The following is a 14,641-nucleotide window of genomic DNA, read 5'->3' as shown; positions in this document are numbered from 1 at the left end:
ACCATGGACATGCAGACCAACTTCCTCGATCGCCTGTTCGAATCCGGTCTTCTGATCGAAACCGGCGTGGACGGCCTTTATGGACGCAGCGGTCAGTTCGAAGATGTTATCGCTGCCTTCGAGCGGCTGATCGACCGCTTTGGCGGCGCCGATGGCGCCGAAGCCATGCGTTTCCCGCCAGGCATGAACCGCGCTTTCTTCGAAACTAGCGGCTATATGAAGAGCTTCCCACAGCTGGCCGGTACGGTTCACTCCTTCTGCGGCGATGAACTGGATCATATGAGCCTGCTGAAATGCATGGAAGTGGGAGAGGACTGGACCAAGGACCAGGAAGCGACCGACATCGTGCTGACGCCGGCCGCCTGCTATCCGCTTTACCCGACGGTCGCTCGTCGCGGCGCGCTGCCGATGAGCGGCAAGCTCTTCGACCTGCAGAGCTATTGCTTCCGCCATGAACCTTCCAAGGACCCGGCACGCCAGCAGCTGTTCCGCATGCGCGAATATGTCTGCATGGGAACGGAGCGTCATGTGACGGACTTCCGCCAGAGCTGGATGGACCGTGGCGTCGAGATGATGAAGCTCGTCGGCCTCGATGTGACCATCGACATCGCCAATGATCCATTCTTCGGCCGTGCCGGCAAGATGCTGGCCAACAACCAGCGCGACCAGAACCTGAAGTTCGAACTGCTGATCCCGATCACGTCGGTCACCAAGCCAACGGCCTGCATGAGCTTCAACTATCACCAGGATGCGTTCGGAACGAAATGGGGCCTGAACCTGGAAGATGGCAGCGTCGCCCATACGGCCTGCGTCGGCTTTGGCCTGGAGCGCATTGCGCTCGCCCTTTTCCATACCCACGGCCTTGATGTGAAGCATTGGCCGGAAGAGGTGCGCAAGGTTCTGTGGGGCTGAAACCATGTCACATGTCTTTGCTGGTCTTCGGCCGGATGGCTATGCGCCGCATGCGCTGCATTCGGAAGAGCGGATCTGGCCGGAAACCAATTGCTATGTCGATCTCTGGATCGAGGTTCTGGCGGCCCATGGCGTCGCGCCGGAAGCCATGCTGGGCTTTACCCTGACGCAGGATTTCGAGGGCGACCAGTTCACCTTCTTCAAAGTGCCTCTGGAAGATCTCGAAGCCCTTTACGGCATCCGCGTCACGGAACTGGCGATTTTCGACCGGGTTGAAGAGCATGTCAGCGTGCAGATCACGCGCGAGCGGCTCTGCCTGGTGGAGATGGACAGCTATTTCATGCCGGATACACGCGGCGTCGCTTACCGCCTTGAACATGGCAAGACGACGGTTGCCATCAATCGACTGGATCTCGCCGCCCGCGAGATGGATTACTTCCATAATGGCGGCTTCTTCCACGTCAGCGGCGAAGATTTCGACGGCTTGTTCCAGCTGAACGCGGCACCGGATGCCTTGCCGTTTCTGCCCTATACGGAGTTTGCCAAGTTTCCGGCAGTAGCTGCCGGGCTGGATCATCAGCGCATGGTGGCTGAGACCCTGCTTCTTCAGCACTTCAAGCGGCGCCCGACGGAAAATCCGGTTCGGGCCTTTGCCGAGGTCTTTGTCGATCAAGCCCGCGTGATCAGCGAGCGCGACTTCGCCTTCTTCCACAAATACGCCTTCAACACGCTTCGCCAGATGGGGGCGAATTTCGAGCTGCTCTCAAGCCACCTGATCTGGCTCGGTCCGGCGGACCGCTTTGCGAAGGCCAGCAGCCATGCTCTGCAGATTGCCGAGACGGCAAAGAGCGCGCAGTTCCAGCTTGCCCGCGCCCTGACGCGCAAGAAGTTCGATGCGCTGACAACGGCACTTGATCCTGCGATTGCCGCATGGGATCAGCTGATACTGGAACTGGCAGCAGATCTGGAAGGCCAGCGCGAGGCAGCGTGACTGAGGGCAATCAAGGCAACGGACAGTGCGGCATTCCCTTGAACAAGGGGTGGCGCCTGACCACGACCGCAGCAGGCGCTGTGACGTCTCCCGCGGACTTCGGTCCGCACGTGGACTGGGTTAATGCGCCGGTTCCCGGTACCGTCGCCGGTGCTCTGGAGGCCGCGGGACGCTTTGACCGCAACAATCCGGTCTCTCTGGAGAATATCGACGCCTGGTATGTGCTGAAGCTGCAAGAAGCAGCTGGGCCTGCCATCCTGAGGTTTGCAGGTCTTGCCACGATTGCCGAAGTCTATCTAAACGGTAAGCCAATCCTCAGCTGCGATAGCATGTTCGAAGCACGTGAGGTACCCGTCGACCTGACAGGCCAGGATGTGCTGTCGATCTGCTTCCGCGCGATCGGTCCAAGACTGAGCGCCAAAGGGCCGCGTGCCCGCTGGCGCCCGGCCATGATGCGCTCGCAGGGCCTGCGCCTCATCCGCACAACGACACTCGGCTTCATGCCCGGCTGGTGCCCCGATATCGTTGCGGTCGGCCCCTGGCGGGAGATTTCGCTGATCCGGCCGGAAGCTCCAAGGATCGGGGATCTATGGCTGCGAAGCAGTCTCTCGGAATCGGGTCAAGGACGGCTGCAGCTTTCCTTCAACGCAGAGGATCCGATCATCGAGGCAATCGTCACCTGTGCCGGCAAAAAGACAAGGTTGAGCCGGCAAGGCGACCGGTTCGAGGCCGAACTGGTCCTTGCCGACATCAAACCCTGGTGGCCCCACACCCATGGCGAACCCATTCTATATCCCGTCAGTCTGAATCTGGATGGCAGGATCATGGAGCTTGGGCAGACCGGTTTCCGCCGGGTCGAAATCGATCGCGGGAAGGACGGCCAGGATTTAGCGTTGATCGTGAATGGCGAGCGTGTCTTTTGCCGAGGTGCAGTCTGGACCAATGCGGATATCGTCAACCTGCCAGGCACTCGCGATGCCTATGAACCGTTTCTGCGCGCCGCCGCCGATGCCGGCATGAACATGATCCGCATTGGTGGAACCATGGCCTATGAGACACCGGCCTTCTTCCGGCTTTGCGATGAGCTGGGCCTGATGGTCTGGCAGGATCTGATGCTGGCGAACTTCGATTATCCGGCATCCGACAACGCGCTGATGATTCACGTGAAAACAGAGTTAACGCAGCTTCTGCAGGCGAATTCGGCTTCGCCTTCGCTCGCTGTTCTTTGTGGCGGCAGCGAGATGCACCAGCAGGGGGCCATGCTGGGCCTGCCGGCAAGCATCTGGAACGGCGAGCTGACACGCGAGATCCTGCCATCTCTCGTCACCGCTCTTGCCCCGGATCTGCCCTTCGTTGCCAATTCCCCCAGCGGCGGTGCCCAGCCCTTTTTCCCCAATGCTGGTGTCAGCCATTACTACGGGGTTGGAGCCTATATGCGGCCGCTGGAAGATGCGCGTCGCGCCAATCTGCGCTTCGCGGCCGAGTGCCTTGCATTCTCCCATGTGCCGGAAGCGGAAACGCTGGAGAAACATCTGCCCGTTCCAGCCGTCCACCATCCAAGCTGGAAAGCGCGGGTGCCACGTGATCTCGGCGCAAGCTGGGATTTTGAAGATGTGCGTGACCATTACCTGAACGAACTCTATGGCCTCGATCCGGCCCGGCTTCGGCGGGAAGACCCGGAACGGTATCTTACCTTCTCGCGCGCGGTGACGGCGGAGGTGATGGAGGCGACCTTTGCCGAATGGCGCAGGCCAGGGTCCACCGCCCGTGGCGGACTCGTCTGGACCCTTCAGGATCTTCTGCCCGGCGCCGGCTGGGGGGTGATCGATTCCACCGGTCGTCCGAAATCCGCGTGGTATGCGCTGAAGCGTGCCTTTCGACCGGTGCAGGTTCTCCTGTCGGATGAAGGCACAAACGGGCTCGACGTGCATGTAATCAACGAGACGTCCGAGAACAGGTCGCTGATGCTGCAGCTATCGTGCCTGCGAGACGGCCATCAGCCCGTGGTATCAGGCAAGCGGGAACTGGAACTGGGTCCCCGCGGTACAGTGAAACTTGCCGCAACCGATCTGTTCGGCGCCTTCTTCGACACCACCTATGCCTATCGTTTCGGCCCGCCCTCGCATGACGTTACCCATGCGCAATTGATCGACCTCTCCAGGCAGGACGTGATTGCGGAAGCATTCCACTTTCCGCAAGGTCGTGCTGCGGCACTGCATGATGGAACGGTTGAGCTTTCGCTGACACGCGTGGCGGACGACAGCTGGGCCGCTGACATCTCCAGCAATAGGCTGATGCAGAACCTCTCAATACATGCAGCAGGTTTTCGGCCACGGGAAAACCACTTCCATCTGGCACCGGGCACGCCGAAGCGTGTGCTGTTGACGGCAGAGGCAGGGCAGGAGGCAAATGCGCTGCCCTCCGGCTACATGACAAGCCTTGGCAGCCGTCGCCCCATCCACTTCTGAACATCAGGGCCGTTGCGTTCGGCAAAGCGTCCCGCTGCTAAGTGATAGTGTTTCCGAAACATTTCCGTATCCATCCCTCTCCGGAGTATGGACGTCGCACTCGTTCGCGCTAATCTTGTGTTGGAACATGTGCCTGGAGATGCCGATGCCTGAGCCCGAGATGACAGAGCATTCCCCCTTGGCTACCCTCGCCGGTCCGGCTGCGGTTCTGGCAGAACACTACGGGCTTTCAGCCGAACTCACACCCGTCGCCTCCCAGGCGGAAAGCTATCTCATTGATGATGGGCATCTGCGCTACAGGCTGGATATAGCGAACGGCGAAGGCGCTGAGCGCTTCCACGTTGAAACAGAACTTCTGCGCAAGCTTGGCCCCAATCCCGATGCACCCGACACGCCAGAGCCCATCCCGACCCAAGGCGGGGATTTCGTCGCGCCCTATGGTGTCGACGCACAGATGCGCCTGCTGGCACTCCCGCCGGGCAAGCCGCTATCTGCCTCGCAGGCTCTCTCTCCGTCGCGTATGCGCAAACTTGGCAAGTTCCTGGCCCGGTTAACAACCAGTTTGACCGAGGCAGGCGCGGATCTTCCCGCATTGACCGTTGACGATGATATACGCCAGGCCGGCCCGCGGGTTGTGAGCCTTCTCAAGAGTGTCATGGATCATGCGGTACGGGACCCGATTGCCAAGGCCATGGTCGCGGCTTTGAAGAAGGTGCAGCTACTGGCCGAGGACTTGCGGGTTCAGCCAATCTATCATCGCCCTTTTGGAGACAACCTGCTCTGGCGTGGCAGCGGCAGAACGCTGGAACCGGCAGCCATCACGGCGCCGGAAGCCATAGGGGATGGGTGGGTCGTCGGCATGTTGGCCGCGGTTTTGGCCGACGTCACCCGCCACGGCAATGGAGATGTCTTTGCCTTGCTACCCTTGGTGACGGCATTTCACGATGAAATGCCATTGCTGGAGCAGGAGTTGAAGGCACTGTGGCCCCTCACCATCGCCTGTGCAGGGCTGACCTGCGCGGATGCCGAACGGCGTCATCTATTGGGTGAGTTGGAAGAAGATCCGCTTGCATTGGTCGAAGCCCGCCGTGTCTTTTCCATCGTCACTGATATGGCGCCGGTCCTGATGGAAGCTGCTATTCTTGACGCGGTCAATTGGCCGGAGGAACCGGCACCGGCCCTGGAGCGGCTTTTGCCGGACCTGCCCACAGCAGACATCCGGTTGACGGATCTTTCCGTCACAAGTCCGCTCTTCTCACAAGGGAACTGGGACAACCCGGAGATTGACTGGCGACTTCTCGCGCGCACCGCCTGGGATACCCGAATGGGCGTCACCCGCTACGGCGAGTATCGTCTGTCTCGAAACATTGCCGCTGCAAAGGGTGAGCCCACGAATTTCGCCCTTCATGTGGATCTCTGCGTTCCGGCCGGAGCGCTGACGGTTGCTCCCTTCGGTGGCATGATCCGCCACACGGACGGTCCGATCATTCTCTCGGGCAAGGAGGCAACGCTTCATATCGAGGGCCTGGAGACGACACACCCGGACGGAACGGCGCTCTTTGCCGGCGATGCGTTGGGCGTCGTGGGCGGCGCCGAAGGGTCGGTGGGCGGGTTGCGGATCCGGCTTTGCCGTGACCCCGATCTGGACCCGCCACTGTTTGCGCCTCCGCGACTTGTAGGTGCCTGGAAACGGCTGAGTCTCTCGCCATCGCCGCTTCTCGGCGTGGATGTGGATGCCCCGCCAGTGCTGACCATGGCAGCGGTCAGGGGGTGGAAGGAATTTTTGTTCGATGCGAACGGCAGTCGCTTTCTAGATTTGACCGGCGCTGCCGGAGTGGTCGGTCATGGTCATCCGGCGCTGGCCGAAGCGGCTTATCATCAATGGATGCTTCTGAACGACCACAATGCCAGTGATGCCGAAACGGAATATGGTATGGCACTGCTTGCCACGATGCCCCACGGACTCGACCGAATCATCGCGCTGACGACGGAGGACGAGGCGCTGGATCTCGCCCGGCAATGGGCGGAAAACGCTGGCGCTGACGAAGGCCCGCTGAGGATTGCCGATGAGCGGTTGAACGGATTCGGTGCGACAGGACATGGCCTTTGGCACTTCGAGACGGATGAACAATCTCCGGATATCGTCGTGACGCCCTCGCCTGTTCCCGGAGAGCCGCTGTCCGCGGTCATCGTGCGAACGACCGCAGGCGGACGTCACCTTGCGAATGACTCCCGATCGAGGGCTCCGAGTTCCGTCACCTGCCGCCTTGGCCTCGCCGTCCTTGGTCTGCTGGAGGATGACGCATTGGTGCAAGTTGCAGGAAGCAGGGCTGCGCGCCTGCAACAAGGGCTGGAGGATATTACCAGCCGATTCCCCGCGCTGCGGCATGTGGAGGGCAAGGGCCTAAACGTTGATCTCGGCGTGACAGGCTGCGATCCCCTTCACCTGGCGAAAGATCTGGCCGAACAGGGCATCCTTGTGCCAGCACCTGCGGCTCCGGATAGGATTTCTCTCCGCATGCCATTGTGCATCGGGCAACAGAGCCTGGAAGAGTTGCTGGCGGGCCTGGAACTCGCCTTTCAGCACGCGACCCATCAGAGCCCTCCGGATGCCACGCTGGAGCTTCAGGCGCAGGACTTGCAGGCTGCCCCCGTCGAACCTACATAGCGCGCCGTTAAGAGATGAGGCGAAACGGCGAATGACTTTTCACGAATTCGCCCCACTCCTGTCATCAAACAGAAAAAAATTTCCAGTAGGGTGATTTTCAAGTTGATCATTCTTACCGACTCGAATATGGTGCATTCATACCGAACGAGCCGGAAAAGGCCCGTTCATTTAGCGCAACACGAACCAAGGAGAGTGACATGTCGACAATCATCCGCCCTGCCGCCCTTCTTTCGGGCATGCGCAGTGTAAAACGCACGGGCCTTATCTCCACCCCGTGCTGTCGAATGTGACGCTTCACCTTTCAGGTATTTGAACAGTCAATTCGTCATCGCTGTCTCGAACAGCCACACTAGGAGTATGACCATGCAGAAGCAGGTTATTGAATTCGGCGGCGAGCCCGTCGGTATCGTCGTGCCGGACAATGATCGGCTGAAGTTTATCGCCGTAAAGTTTCACGTCATCGATCTGGATGAACAACGCTTTTCGTCTGCCGACGAAGTACGTCTGGCCATCCGCAATCACGTCCGCAATCAGACCATCGCGGAACACAGGGCGGTCGCGTAAGTGATCATCCCAATAAACGCATGAAGCCGCCTCTTCCCCAAGGCGGCTTTTTTGTTGCGGGAAATTTCAAAACGCCGTGAAGGTTAGCGTGGTGAGCGAGCGCTCGATGCCGGGAATGGCGGCAATCTTTTCATTGACGAATTTGCCTATCTCCTCGCCTTCCGGCAGATAGATCTTCAGGAGCAGATCCCAGTCTCCACTGGTGGAATAAAGCTCGGACACCAGTTCGGTCTTGTAGATGGCATCGGCCACTTCGTAGGTCTTGCCCGGCGCGCAGCGCAGCTGGACGAAAATCGGCTTCATGGCATTTCCCTGCGTCTTGGCCGTCGTCGCCAACGACCGGATTGATTCATGAGATGACTATTGGCTGAAGCCGTGCCGGGGCGCAACCCGCCGCGTTTGCGCGTTTTGAGAAATGAGATCCGCAGGCGACGTGGCGGCCGCAGCCATTCCGCAACAGAATAAGTTCATGAAAAGAAGTTTGTATCGGTCCCGCGCCGCTAGCGGTAATGTAAGGAAGCCTAACGCTTTCGGATGCCGTACCATGCTTGATGATCCACGCTCTCACGGTCTTTGGGAAAAGACTGCGCCGCCCGCGCCAAAGACAAAGCCTCTGACAGGCGACAGGACAGCGGACGTGGTCATCATCGGTGGCGGCTATACAGGCCTGTCCTCCGCGCTGCATCTCGCGGAAGCCGGACGATCGGTCATTCTTCTGGAGGCCAAGGAGGTCGGCTTTGGCGGCGCTGGCCGTAATGTCGGCCTGATCAATGCCGGCATGTGGGTGATGCCGGATGATCTACCCGGAGAGCTGGGCGAAATCCATGGCGAACGATTGCTGAACCTCCTCGGCAATGGGCCGCAGACGGTGATGGAGATCATCGACCGCCACGGCATCGAATGCGAGTTGACCCGTACCGGCACCTTGCATTGTGCGGTCGGCGATGCCGGCCTGAAGGAGGTCGAAGAACGCGCGCGTCAATGGCAAAAGCGCGGCGCCCCGGTTGAGGTGCTGGATGCGGCAGAGACGGAGCGTCGGATCGGCACCCGCGCCTATCACGGCGCGCTTCTGGACCGGCGTGCGGGAACGCTGCAGCCACTCGCCTATGCGCGCGGTCTGGCGCATGCTGCGACCAGGGCAGGCGCCATCCTTCATACGGCAAGCCCGGTCATTGCGTGGCAACAGCAAAAGGGCCGTCACATCGTCTCCACAGGCGCCGGCAGCGTGACGGCGGACTGGGTGATCGTCGCAACCGATGCCTACACCACGGGCCCCTTCGAACAGGTGAGGCGCGAGCAGGTCTACCTGCCTTATTTCAACCTTGCGACAGTCCCACTCTCGGACAATCTGCGTCGCTCCATTCTGCCGGAGCGCGAGGGTTGCTGGGACACGAAGGAAATTCTCTCCTCCTTTCGCATGGATGCCAAAGGCCGGCTGGTCTTTGGTTCGGTCGGCGCGCTGCGCGGCACCGGAACCGGTATTCACAAGAACTGGGCGCGCCGCGCACTGAAGCGCCTTTTCCCCCAACTGGGTGAGATCGCTTTCGAGGCGGAATGGTATGGCCAGATCGGCATGACCGACAACGCACTCCCACGCTTCCACAAGTTTGCCGAGCGCGTCGTCGGCTTCTCCGGCTATAACGGACGCGGCATTTCGCCGGGAACGGTCTTCGGCAAGGTGCTTGCTGCACATGTGCTGGGCGAGATGCGTGAAGCTGATCTGCCGCTGCCTCTTACCGATCCAAAGGAGCCCCCCTTGCGGGCTCTGAAGGAAGCCTATTACGAAGCGGGTGCGCAAATTGCCCATCTGGCAGGCGAGCGCTTCTGATTCCGATACCTCAAGGACTGATCCCATGGCAGCGCCCCTCAATCTCCTGACCGACATCGAGGGCGTGAGCGTTGGCCACGCGACCGATCTTCAGCTTGGTTCAGGTGTGACGGTGGTGGTGTTCGATGAACCCGCCATTGCGTCCGGCATCGTGCTAGGGGGCGCACCGGGCGGGCGTGATACCGCCCTTCTCGATCCCGCCATGACAGTCGAAAAGGTAGATGCGCTGGTTCTCTCTGGCGGCTCGGCCTTTGGCCTCGATGCTGCAGGGGGCGTGCAGGCGGGTCTTCGGGAAGAGGGTCGAGGATTGCAGGTGGGCACGACACGCGTGCCGATCGTGCCGCAGGCGATCCTGATGGATCTGCTGAATGGCGGCAACAAGGATTGGGGCCTGCATTCGCCCTATCGGGACATGGGCTATGAAGCCTTCAAGGCTGCCGCCAAGGGCGCCTTTGCATTGGGTACGGTCGGCGCCGGCACCGGTGCCACCACGGCCACCTTCAAGGGCGGCTTGGGCTCTGCCAGCGCCGTGACGCCAAAAGGGCACAAGATTGCCGCTCTCGTCGCAGTCAATGCGCTGGGTTCCGCCACTGTCGGAGACGGCCCCCATTTCTGGGCCGCTCCCTTCGAAGGCGGGACTGAATTTGGTGGCATGGGCCTACCCGCCCAATTCACAGCCGACGATCTATCGATGCGATTGAAGGGCGTGAACCTGAAGGCCACGACCATCGGTCTTGTGGTGACCGATGCAATTCTCACCAAGGCACAGGCCCACCGTCTTTCCATCATGGCGCATGACGGTCTGGCCCGCGCCGTCCTACCGGCCCATCTGCCTGCCGATGGTGATACGATCTTCGCCGCCTCCACCGGCAGCCTTGCGCTCGATGAACCGCTCGACTTCATGGAACTCTGCCATCTGGCGACGCTCACCTTTGCGCGTGCCACAGCCCGCGGCATCTATGAGGCAACCGCGCTTCCCGTTGAAGGCGCACAGAAAGCCTGGCGCGACCGCTTCCTCTGACGCCTCCGCTTCATCCTATCGGAACATCCACTCCGTCTGCAGGTTAGGCACCGACGTTCTTCAGCCTGTGACCCTGTGTTGAAGGACGTTGGCCTTTAGCAGGAAAGGGACGGATATGGACAAGAATGACGGCAGCAACATGCGACCCGGCACGGACGACAGAACCCTGACCAATCGGCAGGGGCACCCCATCGCCAACAATCAATCGACACGCACCGTCGGCGCCCGCGGCCCCGCCACGCTCGAGAACTACCAATTCCTGGAAAAGATCACCCACTTCGACCGGGAGCGCATCCCCGAACGCGTGGTGCATGCCCGCGGTTTCGTCTGCTATGGGGAGTTCGAGGCAACGGGCAAGATCGGTGATGAACCGGCATCGAAGTATACCCGCGCAAAGCTGTTCCAGAAGTCGGGCAAGAAGACACCGCTCGCCATTCGCTTCTCGACCGTCATCGGCGGGCGGGATTCCTCGGAAGTCGCGCGCGACCCGCGTGGCTTTGCCGTCAAATTCTATACCGAAGACGGCAACTGGGATCTCGTCGGCAACAATCTCGCCGTCTTCTTCATCCGGGATGCGATCAAGTTTCCGGATGTCATCCACTCGTTGAAGCCAGACCCCGTGACCTTCCGGCAAGAGCCGAACCGCATCTTCGATTTCATGAGCCAGACGCCGGAAAGCATGCATATGCTGACGCATCTGTTTTCCCCGCGCGGCATTCCGGCAAGCTACCGTCACATGGAAGGCTTTGGCGTCAACACCTACAAGATGGTGAATGACCGGGGTGAGACGGTACTGGTGAAGTACCACTTCCACCCGCGTTGCGGTCTGTCGAGCCTCACGGCTGCGGAAGCTGCCAAGGTGCAAGGTCAGGATTTCGGTTCCGCCTCCAAGGATCTGTTCACCGCCATCGAGCGCGGCGAGTACCCGCAATGGGATATGTATGTGCAGATCATGGAGGATCACGACCACCCGGAACTCGACTGGGACCCGCTGGACGACACAAAGATCTGGCCGGAAAGCGATTTTCCGCTGCGCCACATCGGCACCATGACGCTCAACCGCAATGTGGAAGACTTCTTCAACGAGAATGAGCAGATCGCCATGGGCACGGGCGTTCTGGTGGACGGTCTGGATTTCTCCGACGACAAGATGCTGGTGGGCCGGACCTTCTCCTACTCCGATACTCAGCGCTATCGTGTCGGTACCAACTACTTGCAGCTGCCTGTCAATCAGGCCAGGAATGCCAAAGTATCGACCAATCTCACCGGCGGACAAATGAGTTTCCAGCGCGATCTTGCGCCCGGTCAGAACCCGCATGTCAATTACGAGCCCTCCATCCATGATGGTCTCAAGGAAAGCCCGCGCGAGGAACCCAATAATCCGCCGGAAATCCACGGTCGTCTGACGCGGGCCGTGCTGGAGCGGCGCAATGATTATGTGCAGGCGCGCGGCCGCTTCTGCACCATGATGGACTGGGAGCGCGATGACCTGATCTTCAATATGGGCGATCTCCTCTCTCAATGTGAGCGGGACGTCCAGAAGCGCATGGTCTGGCACTTCTTCCTGATCCATGACGATTACGGTCGCCGCGTCGGCGAAAAGCTTGGGCTGACTGCAGAAGACGTCCGCAACCTTGGCCCGCTTCCCAGACAGGTGCTGACGGAGGAAGACGAGCGGCGCATGCAGAACCTGGGCCGCAACAGCGACCGCATTGACCGGACCGTCTGGGGCCAGTGGACAAGCTCGGTAAAGAACCACCGGGCAACGGCGGAGGAGGTGCTGATGGGCAAGCTGCCCGGTCAGTCCATAACCGAGCAGGCCGCAGAATAATCAGCTGCCCCTATCGGCAGGTTGAGCCGCTTGCATGGCGCGGTTTCCGGACCGCGCCAGCGCAATAAAGAAACCGAGGCTGAGCAGTCCAAGCAGGATGAGCGACCAGAGCACTAGATCCGGACCGGCCCGCTCCAGCAAGAAGGCGAGCCCGAAGGGTGAAAGCGCGGAGGCGCCGAGGCGAACCAGCGTCAACTGCCCCTGGCGGGCGCCATAGCCCTCGCTGCCAAAAAGAGACAGGGGCAAGGTGCCAGCCACGATGCTGGACAGGCCGGACCCGAAGCCAAACACTATCGCGAACAGGATGCTGCCGAAGGTCCAGGGATAGCTCAGGACCAGAACCAAAATGGCGAGGGGCGGCAGAACCGCTGTCAGCACGGCAAGATGCAGGACGCTCAGGTTTTTGCCGAAGATCATGTTGGTAAACCGGCTCAGCACCTGGGCCGGGCCGAACAGCGTCGCAACCAGAACGGCCGCCTCTCCGAGACCGAGCCCCCGCAGCACGGGCACAAGGTGAAAAAGCAGCGCTGTGTTGACGAAGGCAATGAGGCCCATTCCCGCCAGCATGAGCCGGAAACTGTGCTTTTGCGCATTGAGGGGTAACAGGCCTGCCACGGACCGAGCCGTGGCATCGGAAGCACTCAGAACGCGTCCTCCACCCCGCCTGTAAAGACTGAGCCAGACATGCAAGGGCAGGCAGATCAGCAGATTGAACGCGGCAAACAGCCAGTAGACCTGATGCCAGGCGAGATGCTCATGCAGAAACGTCGTAAAAGGCCAGAAGATGGTCGAGGCAAAGCCGGCAATCAGCGTGAGATAGGTGATGCTGCGCGCACCCTGACGAGGTCCGATCTCAACCAGCATGGCAAAGGCCGCGCCATATTGCACGAGATTGGCGGAAAGCTCCGTCAGCAGAATGCCCAGAAGGAAGATCACCCTGTTGGGCGCAAGCGCGCAGAGCATGAGTGACAGAGATGCCGCAACGGACCCTAGGGCCATCACGCGGCCCGTGCCGAAGCGATCCATCAGCCGGCCGGCATAGGGCGCCGTCAGCCCGGACATGAAAAGGGCGGCCGAGAGGAAGCCGAAAACCCAATCCACGGACCAGCCGAAATCACGCGCCATGTCGGGCGCCAGAATGCTGAAGCTGTAGTAGAGCGTGCCATAGCCGATGATCTGCGTGATCCCGAGTGCGGCAATGGCTGCAAGTGGCGGACGTTCATTCATATCGATGTGGGCTTCGCACGCTGTTCGAGTTTGTCCGCATCCTCTTTCCGCTCGCTATAGCGATCGGTCAAATAGCCAGACACATCGCGTGTGAGATAGGTGAACTTCACCAGTTCCTCGCAGACATCCACGACCCGGTCATAATAACTCGATGGCTTCATCCGGCCGTGTTCATCAAACTCCTGGTAGGCCTTGGCGACCGACGACTGATTGGGAATGGTGATCATTCGCATCCAGCGACCGAGAATGCGCATCTGGTTGACAGCATTGAAGGATTGCGATCCTCCGGACACCTGGAAGAGGGCAAGCGTCTTGCCCTGCGTCGGACGGATGGCGCCAATGGACAACGGAATCCAGTCGATCTGCGCCTTCATGATACCCGTTATCGCGCCGTGCCGCTCCGGGCTGACCCAGACTTGGCCTTCCGACCATTGCGACAGGTCCCGCAATTCCTGAACCTTGGGATGACTAACGGGCTCGGCATCTGGAAACGGGAGACCTCGCGGATCGAAGAAGCGAACCTCGCAGCCGAAATGCGTCAGCAGACGCCCGGCCTCCTCAGCCAGTAGCCGGCTATAGGAAATTGCCCGGAGAGAACCATACAGCACCAGAATACGAGGCTTATGGGTGGAAAAGGGTGCCCGCAAAGCCTCGGGCTCAAATGGTTTCAGGTGGCGAACATCAACGGCAGGCAGGTCAAAAAGACGGTCAGACAATGCGCTTTCCCTCTGCATCCAATATGGGTTCGCCGTCCTCCTTGAGGAACGGTCCCTTGAAGCTATCCGGAAGGATGTCGAGCGCCACTTCCGACGGTCGCGACAGACGCGTGCCCAGAGGCGTCACAACGAAAGGACGGTTGATCAGGATCGGATGCGCCAGCATGGCATCCAGCAGCTGCTCGTCGGTGAGGTCAGGATCGTCAAGACCGAGTTCCGCATAGGGCGTGCCCTTCTCGCGAATGGCTTGTCGAACAGTGAGGCCTGCATCGGAAATCATCTTCTGCAACACGTCACGCGCCGGCGGCGTCTTCAAATATTCGATGACCGTGGGCTCGATGCCGGCATGACGAATGAGAGCAAGCGTATTGCGCGAGGTGCCGCAGGCCGGATTGTGGTAAATCGTAACATCCAT

At 60.3% G+C, this 14,641-nt stretch carries 12 protein-coding genes; 8 read left to right on the top strand and 4 right to left on the bottom strand.

All coding sequences use genetic code 11. From position 1 onward, the window contains the following. Window positions 1–3: 3 nt before the first annotated feature. From Q2T52_RS22280 to Q2T52_RS22260, 5 genes are all read left to right on the top strand, one after another. The gene (locus Q2T52_RS22280) at window positions 4–912 is read left to right on the top strand and encodes an amino acid--[acyl-carrier-protein] ligase (RefSeq protein WP_302079081.1); all 909 of its coding nucleotides are present in this window, start codon (window positions 4–6) and stop codon (window positions 910–912) included. A gap of 4 nt (window positions 913–916) precedes the next feature. Continuing rightward, window positions 917–1,903, top strand: a complete 987-nt coding sequence (locus Q2T52_RS22275; protein WP_302079080.1) for a DUF1839 family protein — start codon at window positions 917–919, stop codon at window positions 1,901–1,903. Then, on the top strand, window positions 1,900–4,371 hold the full coding sequence (locus Q2T52_RS22270) for a glycosyl hydrolase 2 galactose-binding domain-containing protein (protein WP_436799574.1): 2,472 nt from the start codon (window positions 1,900–1,902) through the stop codon (window positions 4,369–4,371). Before Q2T52_RS22275 ends, Q2T52_RS22270 begins: the two co-directional genes overlap by 4 nt. 145 nt (window positions 4,372–4,516) lie before the next feature. After that, window positions 4,517–7,039: an aminotransferase class III-fold pyridoxal phosphate-dependent enzyme gene (locus Q2T52_RS22265; RefSeq protein WP_302079079.1), complete on the top strand. Its 2,523-nt coding sequence runs from the start codon at window positions 4,517–4,519 to the stop codon at window positions 7,037–7,039. 363 nt (window positions 7,040–7,402) lie between these two features. Then, on the top strand, window positions 7,403–7,603 hold the full coding sequence (locus tag Q2T52_RS22260) for a hypothetical protein (RefSeq protein ID WP_302079078.1): 201 nt from the start codon (window positions 7,403–7,405) through the stop codon (window positions 7,601–7,603). 66 nt (window positions 7,604–7,669) lie between these two features. On the opposite strand, the gene Q2T52_RS22255 is transcribed toward Q2T52_RS22260, so the two are convergent. Beyond that, window positions 7,670–7,906, bottom strand: a complete 237-nt coding sequence (locus Q2T52_RS22255; protein ID WP_215569816.1) for an Lrp/AsnC ligand binding domain-containing protein — start codon at window positions 7,904–7,906, stop codon at window positions 7,670–7,672. Window positions 7,907–8,147: 241 nt separating this feature from the next. Here Q2T52_RS22255 and Q2T52_RS22250 point away from each other — a divergent pair, with 241 nt between their 5' ends. The 3 genes from Q2T52_RS22250 to Q2T52_RS22240 all read left to right on the top strand — a co-directional run bounded on the left by Q2T52_RS22250 (window position 8,148) and on the right by Q2T52_RS22240 (window position 12,283). Next, window positions 8,148–9,431: an NAD(P)/FAD-dependent oxidoreductase gene (locus tag Q2T52_RS22250; RefSeq protein ID WP_302079077.1), complete on the top strand. Its 1,284-nt coding sequence runs from the start codon at window positions 8,148–8,150 to the stop codon at window positions 9,429–9,431. A gap of 25 nt (window positions 9,432–9,456) precedes the next feature. Further along, entirely contained in the window at window positions 9,457–10,452 is a 996-nt protein-coding gene (locus tag Q2T52_RS22245; RefSeq protein ID WP_302079076.1) for a P1 family peptidase, read from the top strand. 115 nt (window positions 10,453–10,567) lie between these two features. Next, the gene (locus Q2T52_RS22240) at window positions 10,568–12,283 is read left to right on the top strand and encodes a catalase (protein ID WP_302079075.1); all 1,716 of its coding nucleotides are present in this window, start codon (window positions 10,568–10,570) and stop codon (window positions 12,281–12,283) included. Here the strand turns inward: Q2T52_RS22240 and arsK are convergent, their stop codons facing one another. The 3 genes from arsK to arsC are packed head-to-tail and all read right to left on the bottom strand — an operon-like array spanning window position 12,284 to window position 14,641. Beyond that, on the bottom strand, window positions 12,284–13,510 hold the full coding sequence (gene arsK, locus Q2T52_RS22235; RefSeq protein ID WP_302079074.1) for an arsenite efflux MFS transporter ArsK: 1,227 nt from the start codon (window positions 13,508–13,510) through the stop codon (window positions 12,284–12,286). Then, window positions 13,507–14,244 carry an arsenical resistance protein ArsH gene (gene arsH, locus Q2T52_RS22230; RefSeq protein WP_302079073.1) on the bottom strand — a complete coding sequence of 246 codons (738 nt, stop codon included), beginning with the start codon at window positions 14,242–14,244 and terminating at the stop codon, window positions 13,507–13,509. Before arsH ends, arsK begins: the two co-directional genes overlap by 4 nt. Then, the gene (gene arsC, locus Q2T52_RS22225) at window positions 14,219–14,641 is read right to left on the bottom strand and encodes an arsenate reductase (glutaredoxin) (RefSeq protein ID WP_302079072.1); all 423 of its coding nucleotides are present in this window, start codon (window positions 14,639–14,641) and stop codon (window positions 14,219–14,221) included. The genes arsH and arsC overlap by 26 nt, the downstream gene beginning before the upstream one ends.

The sequence above is a fragment of the Rhizobium oryzicola genome (genome assembly GCF_030504645.1).
GTDB classification, from domain to species: Bacteria; Pseudomonadota; Alphaproteobacteria; order Rhizobiales; family Rhizobiaceae; genus Neorhizobium; species Neorhizobium oryzicola.
This window is presented reverse-complemented; position numbering and strand designations above follow the sequence as displayed.

Bases quoted from the DNA above. Each gene is read 5' to 3' on its own strand.
- arsK (WP_302079074.1), bottom strand. From the start codon at position 13,510: ATGAATGAACGTCCGCCACTTGCAGCCATTGCCGCACTCGGGATCACG.
- Q2T52_RS22265 (WP_302079079.1), top strand. From the start codon at position 4,517: ATGCCTGAGCCCGAGATGACAGAGCATTCCCCCTTGGCTACCCTCGCC.
- Q2T52_RS22255 (WP_215569816.1), bottom strand. From the start codon at position 7,906: ATGAAGCCGATTTTCGTCCAGCTGCGCTGCGCGCCGGGCAAGACCTAC.
- Q2T52_RS22275 (WP_302079080.1), top strand. From the start codon at position 917: ATGTCACATGTCTTTGCTGGTCTTCGGCCGGATGGCTATGCGCCGCAT.
- Q2T52_RS22250 (WP_302079077.1), top strand. From the start codon at position 8,148: ATGCTTGATGATCCACGCTCTCACGGTCTTTGGGAAAAGACTGCGCCG.
- arsH (WP_302079073.1), bottom strand. From the start codon at position 14,244: ATGCAGAGGGAAAGCGCATTGTCTGACCGTCTTTTTGACCTGCCTGCC.
- Q2T52_RS22245 (WP_302079076.1), top strand. From the start codon at position 9,457: ATGGCAGCGCCCCTCAATCTCCTGACCGACATCGAGGGCGTGAGCGTT.
- Q2T52_RS22240 (WP_302079075.1), top strand. From the start codon at position 10,568: ATGGACAAGAATGACGGCAGCAACATGCGACCCGGCACGGACGACAGA.
- Q2T52_RS22260 (WP_302079078.1), top strand. From the start codon at position 7,403: ATGCAGAAGCAGGTTATTGAATTCGGCGGCGAGCCCGTCGGTATCGTC.
- arsC (WP_302079072.1), bottom strand. From the start codon at position 14,641: ATGGATGTTACGATTTACCACAATCCGGCCTGCGGCACCTCGCGCAAT.
- Q2T52_RS22280 (WP_302079081.1), top strand. From the start codon at position 4: ATGGACATGCAGACCAACTTCCTCGATCGCCTGTTCGAATCCGGTCTT.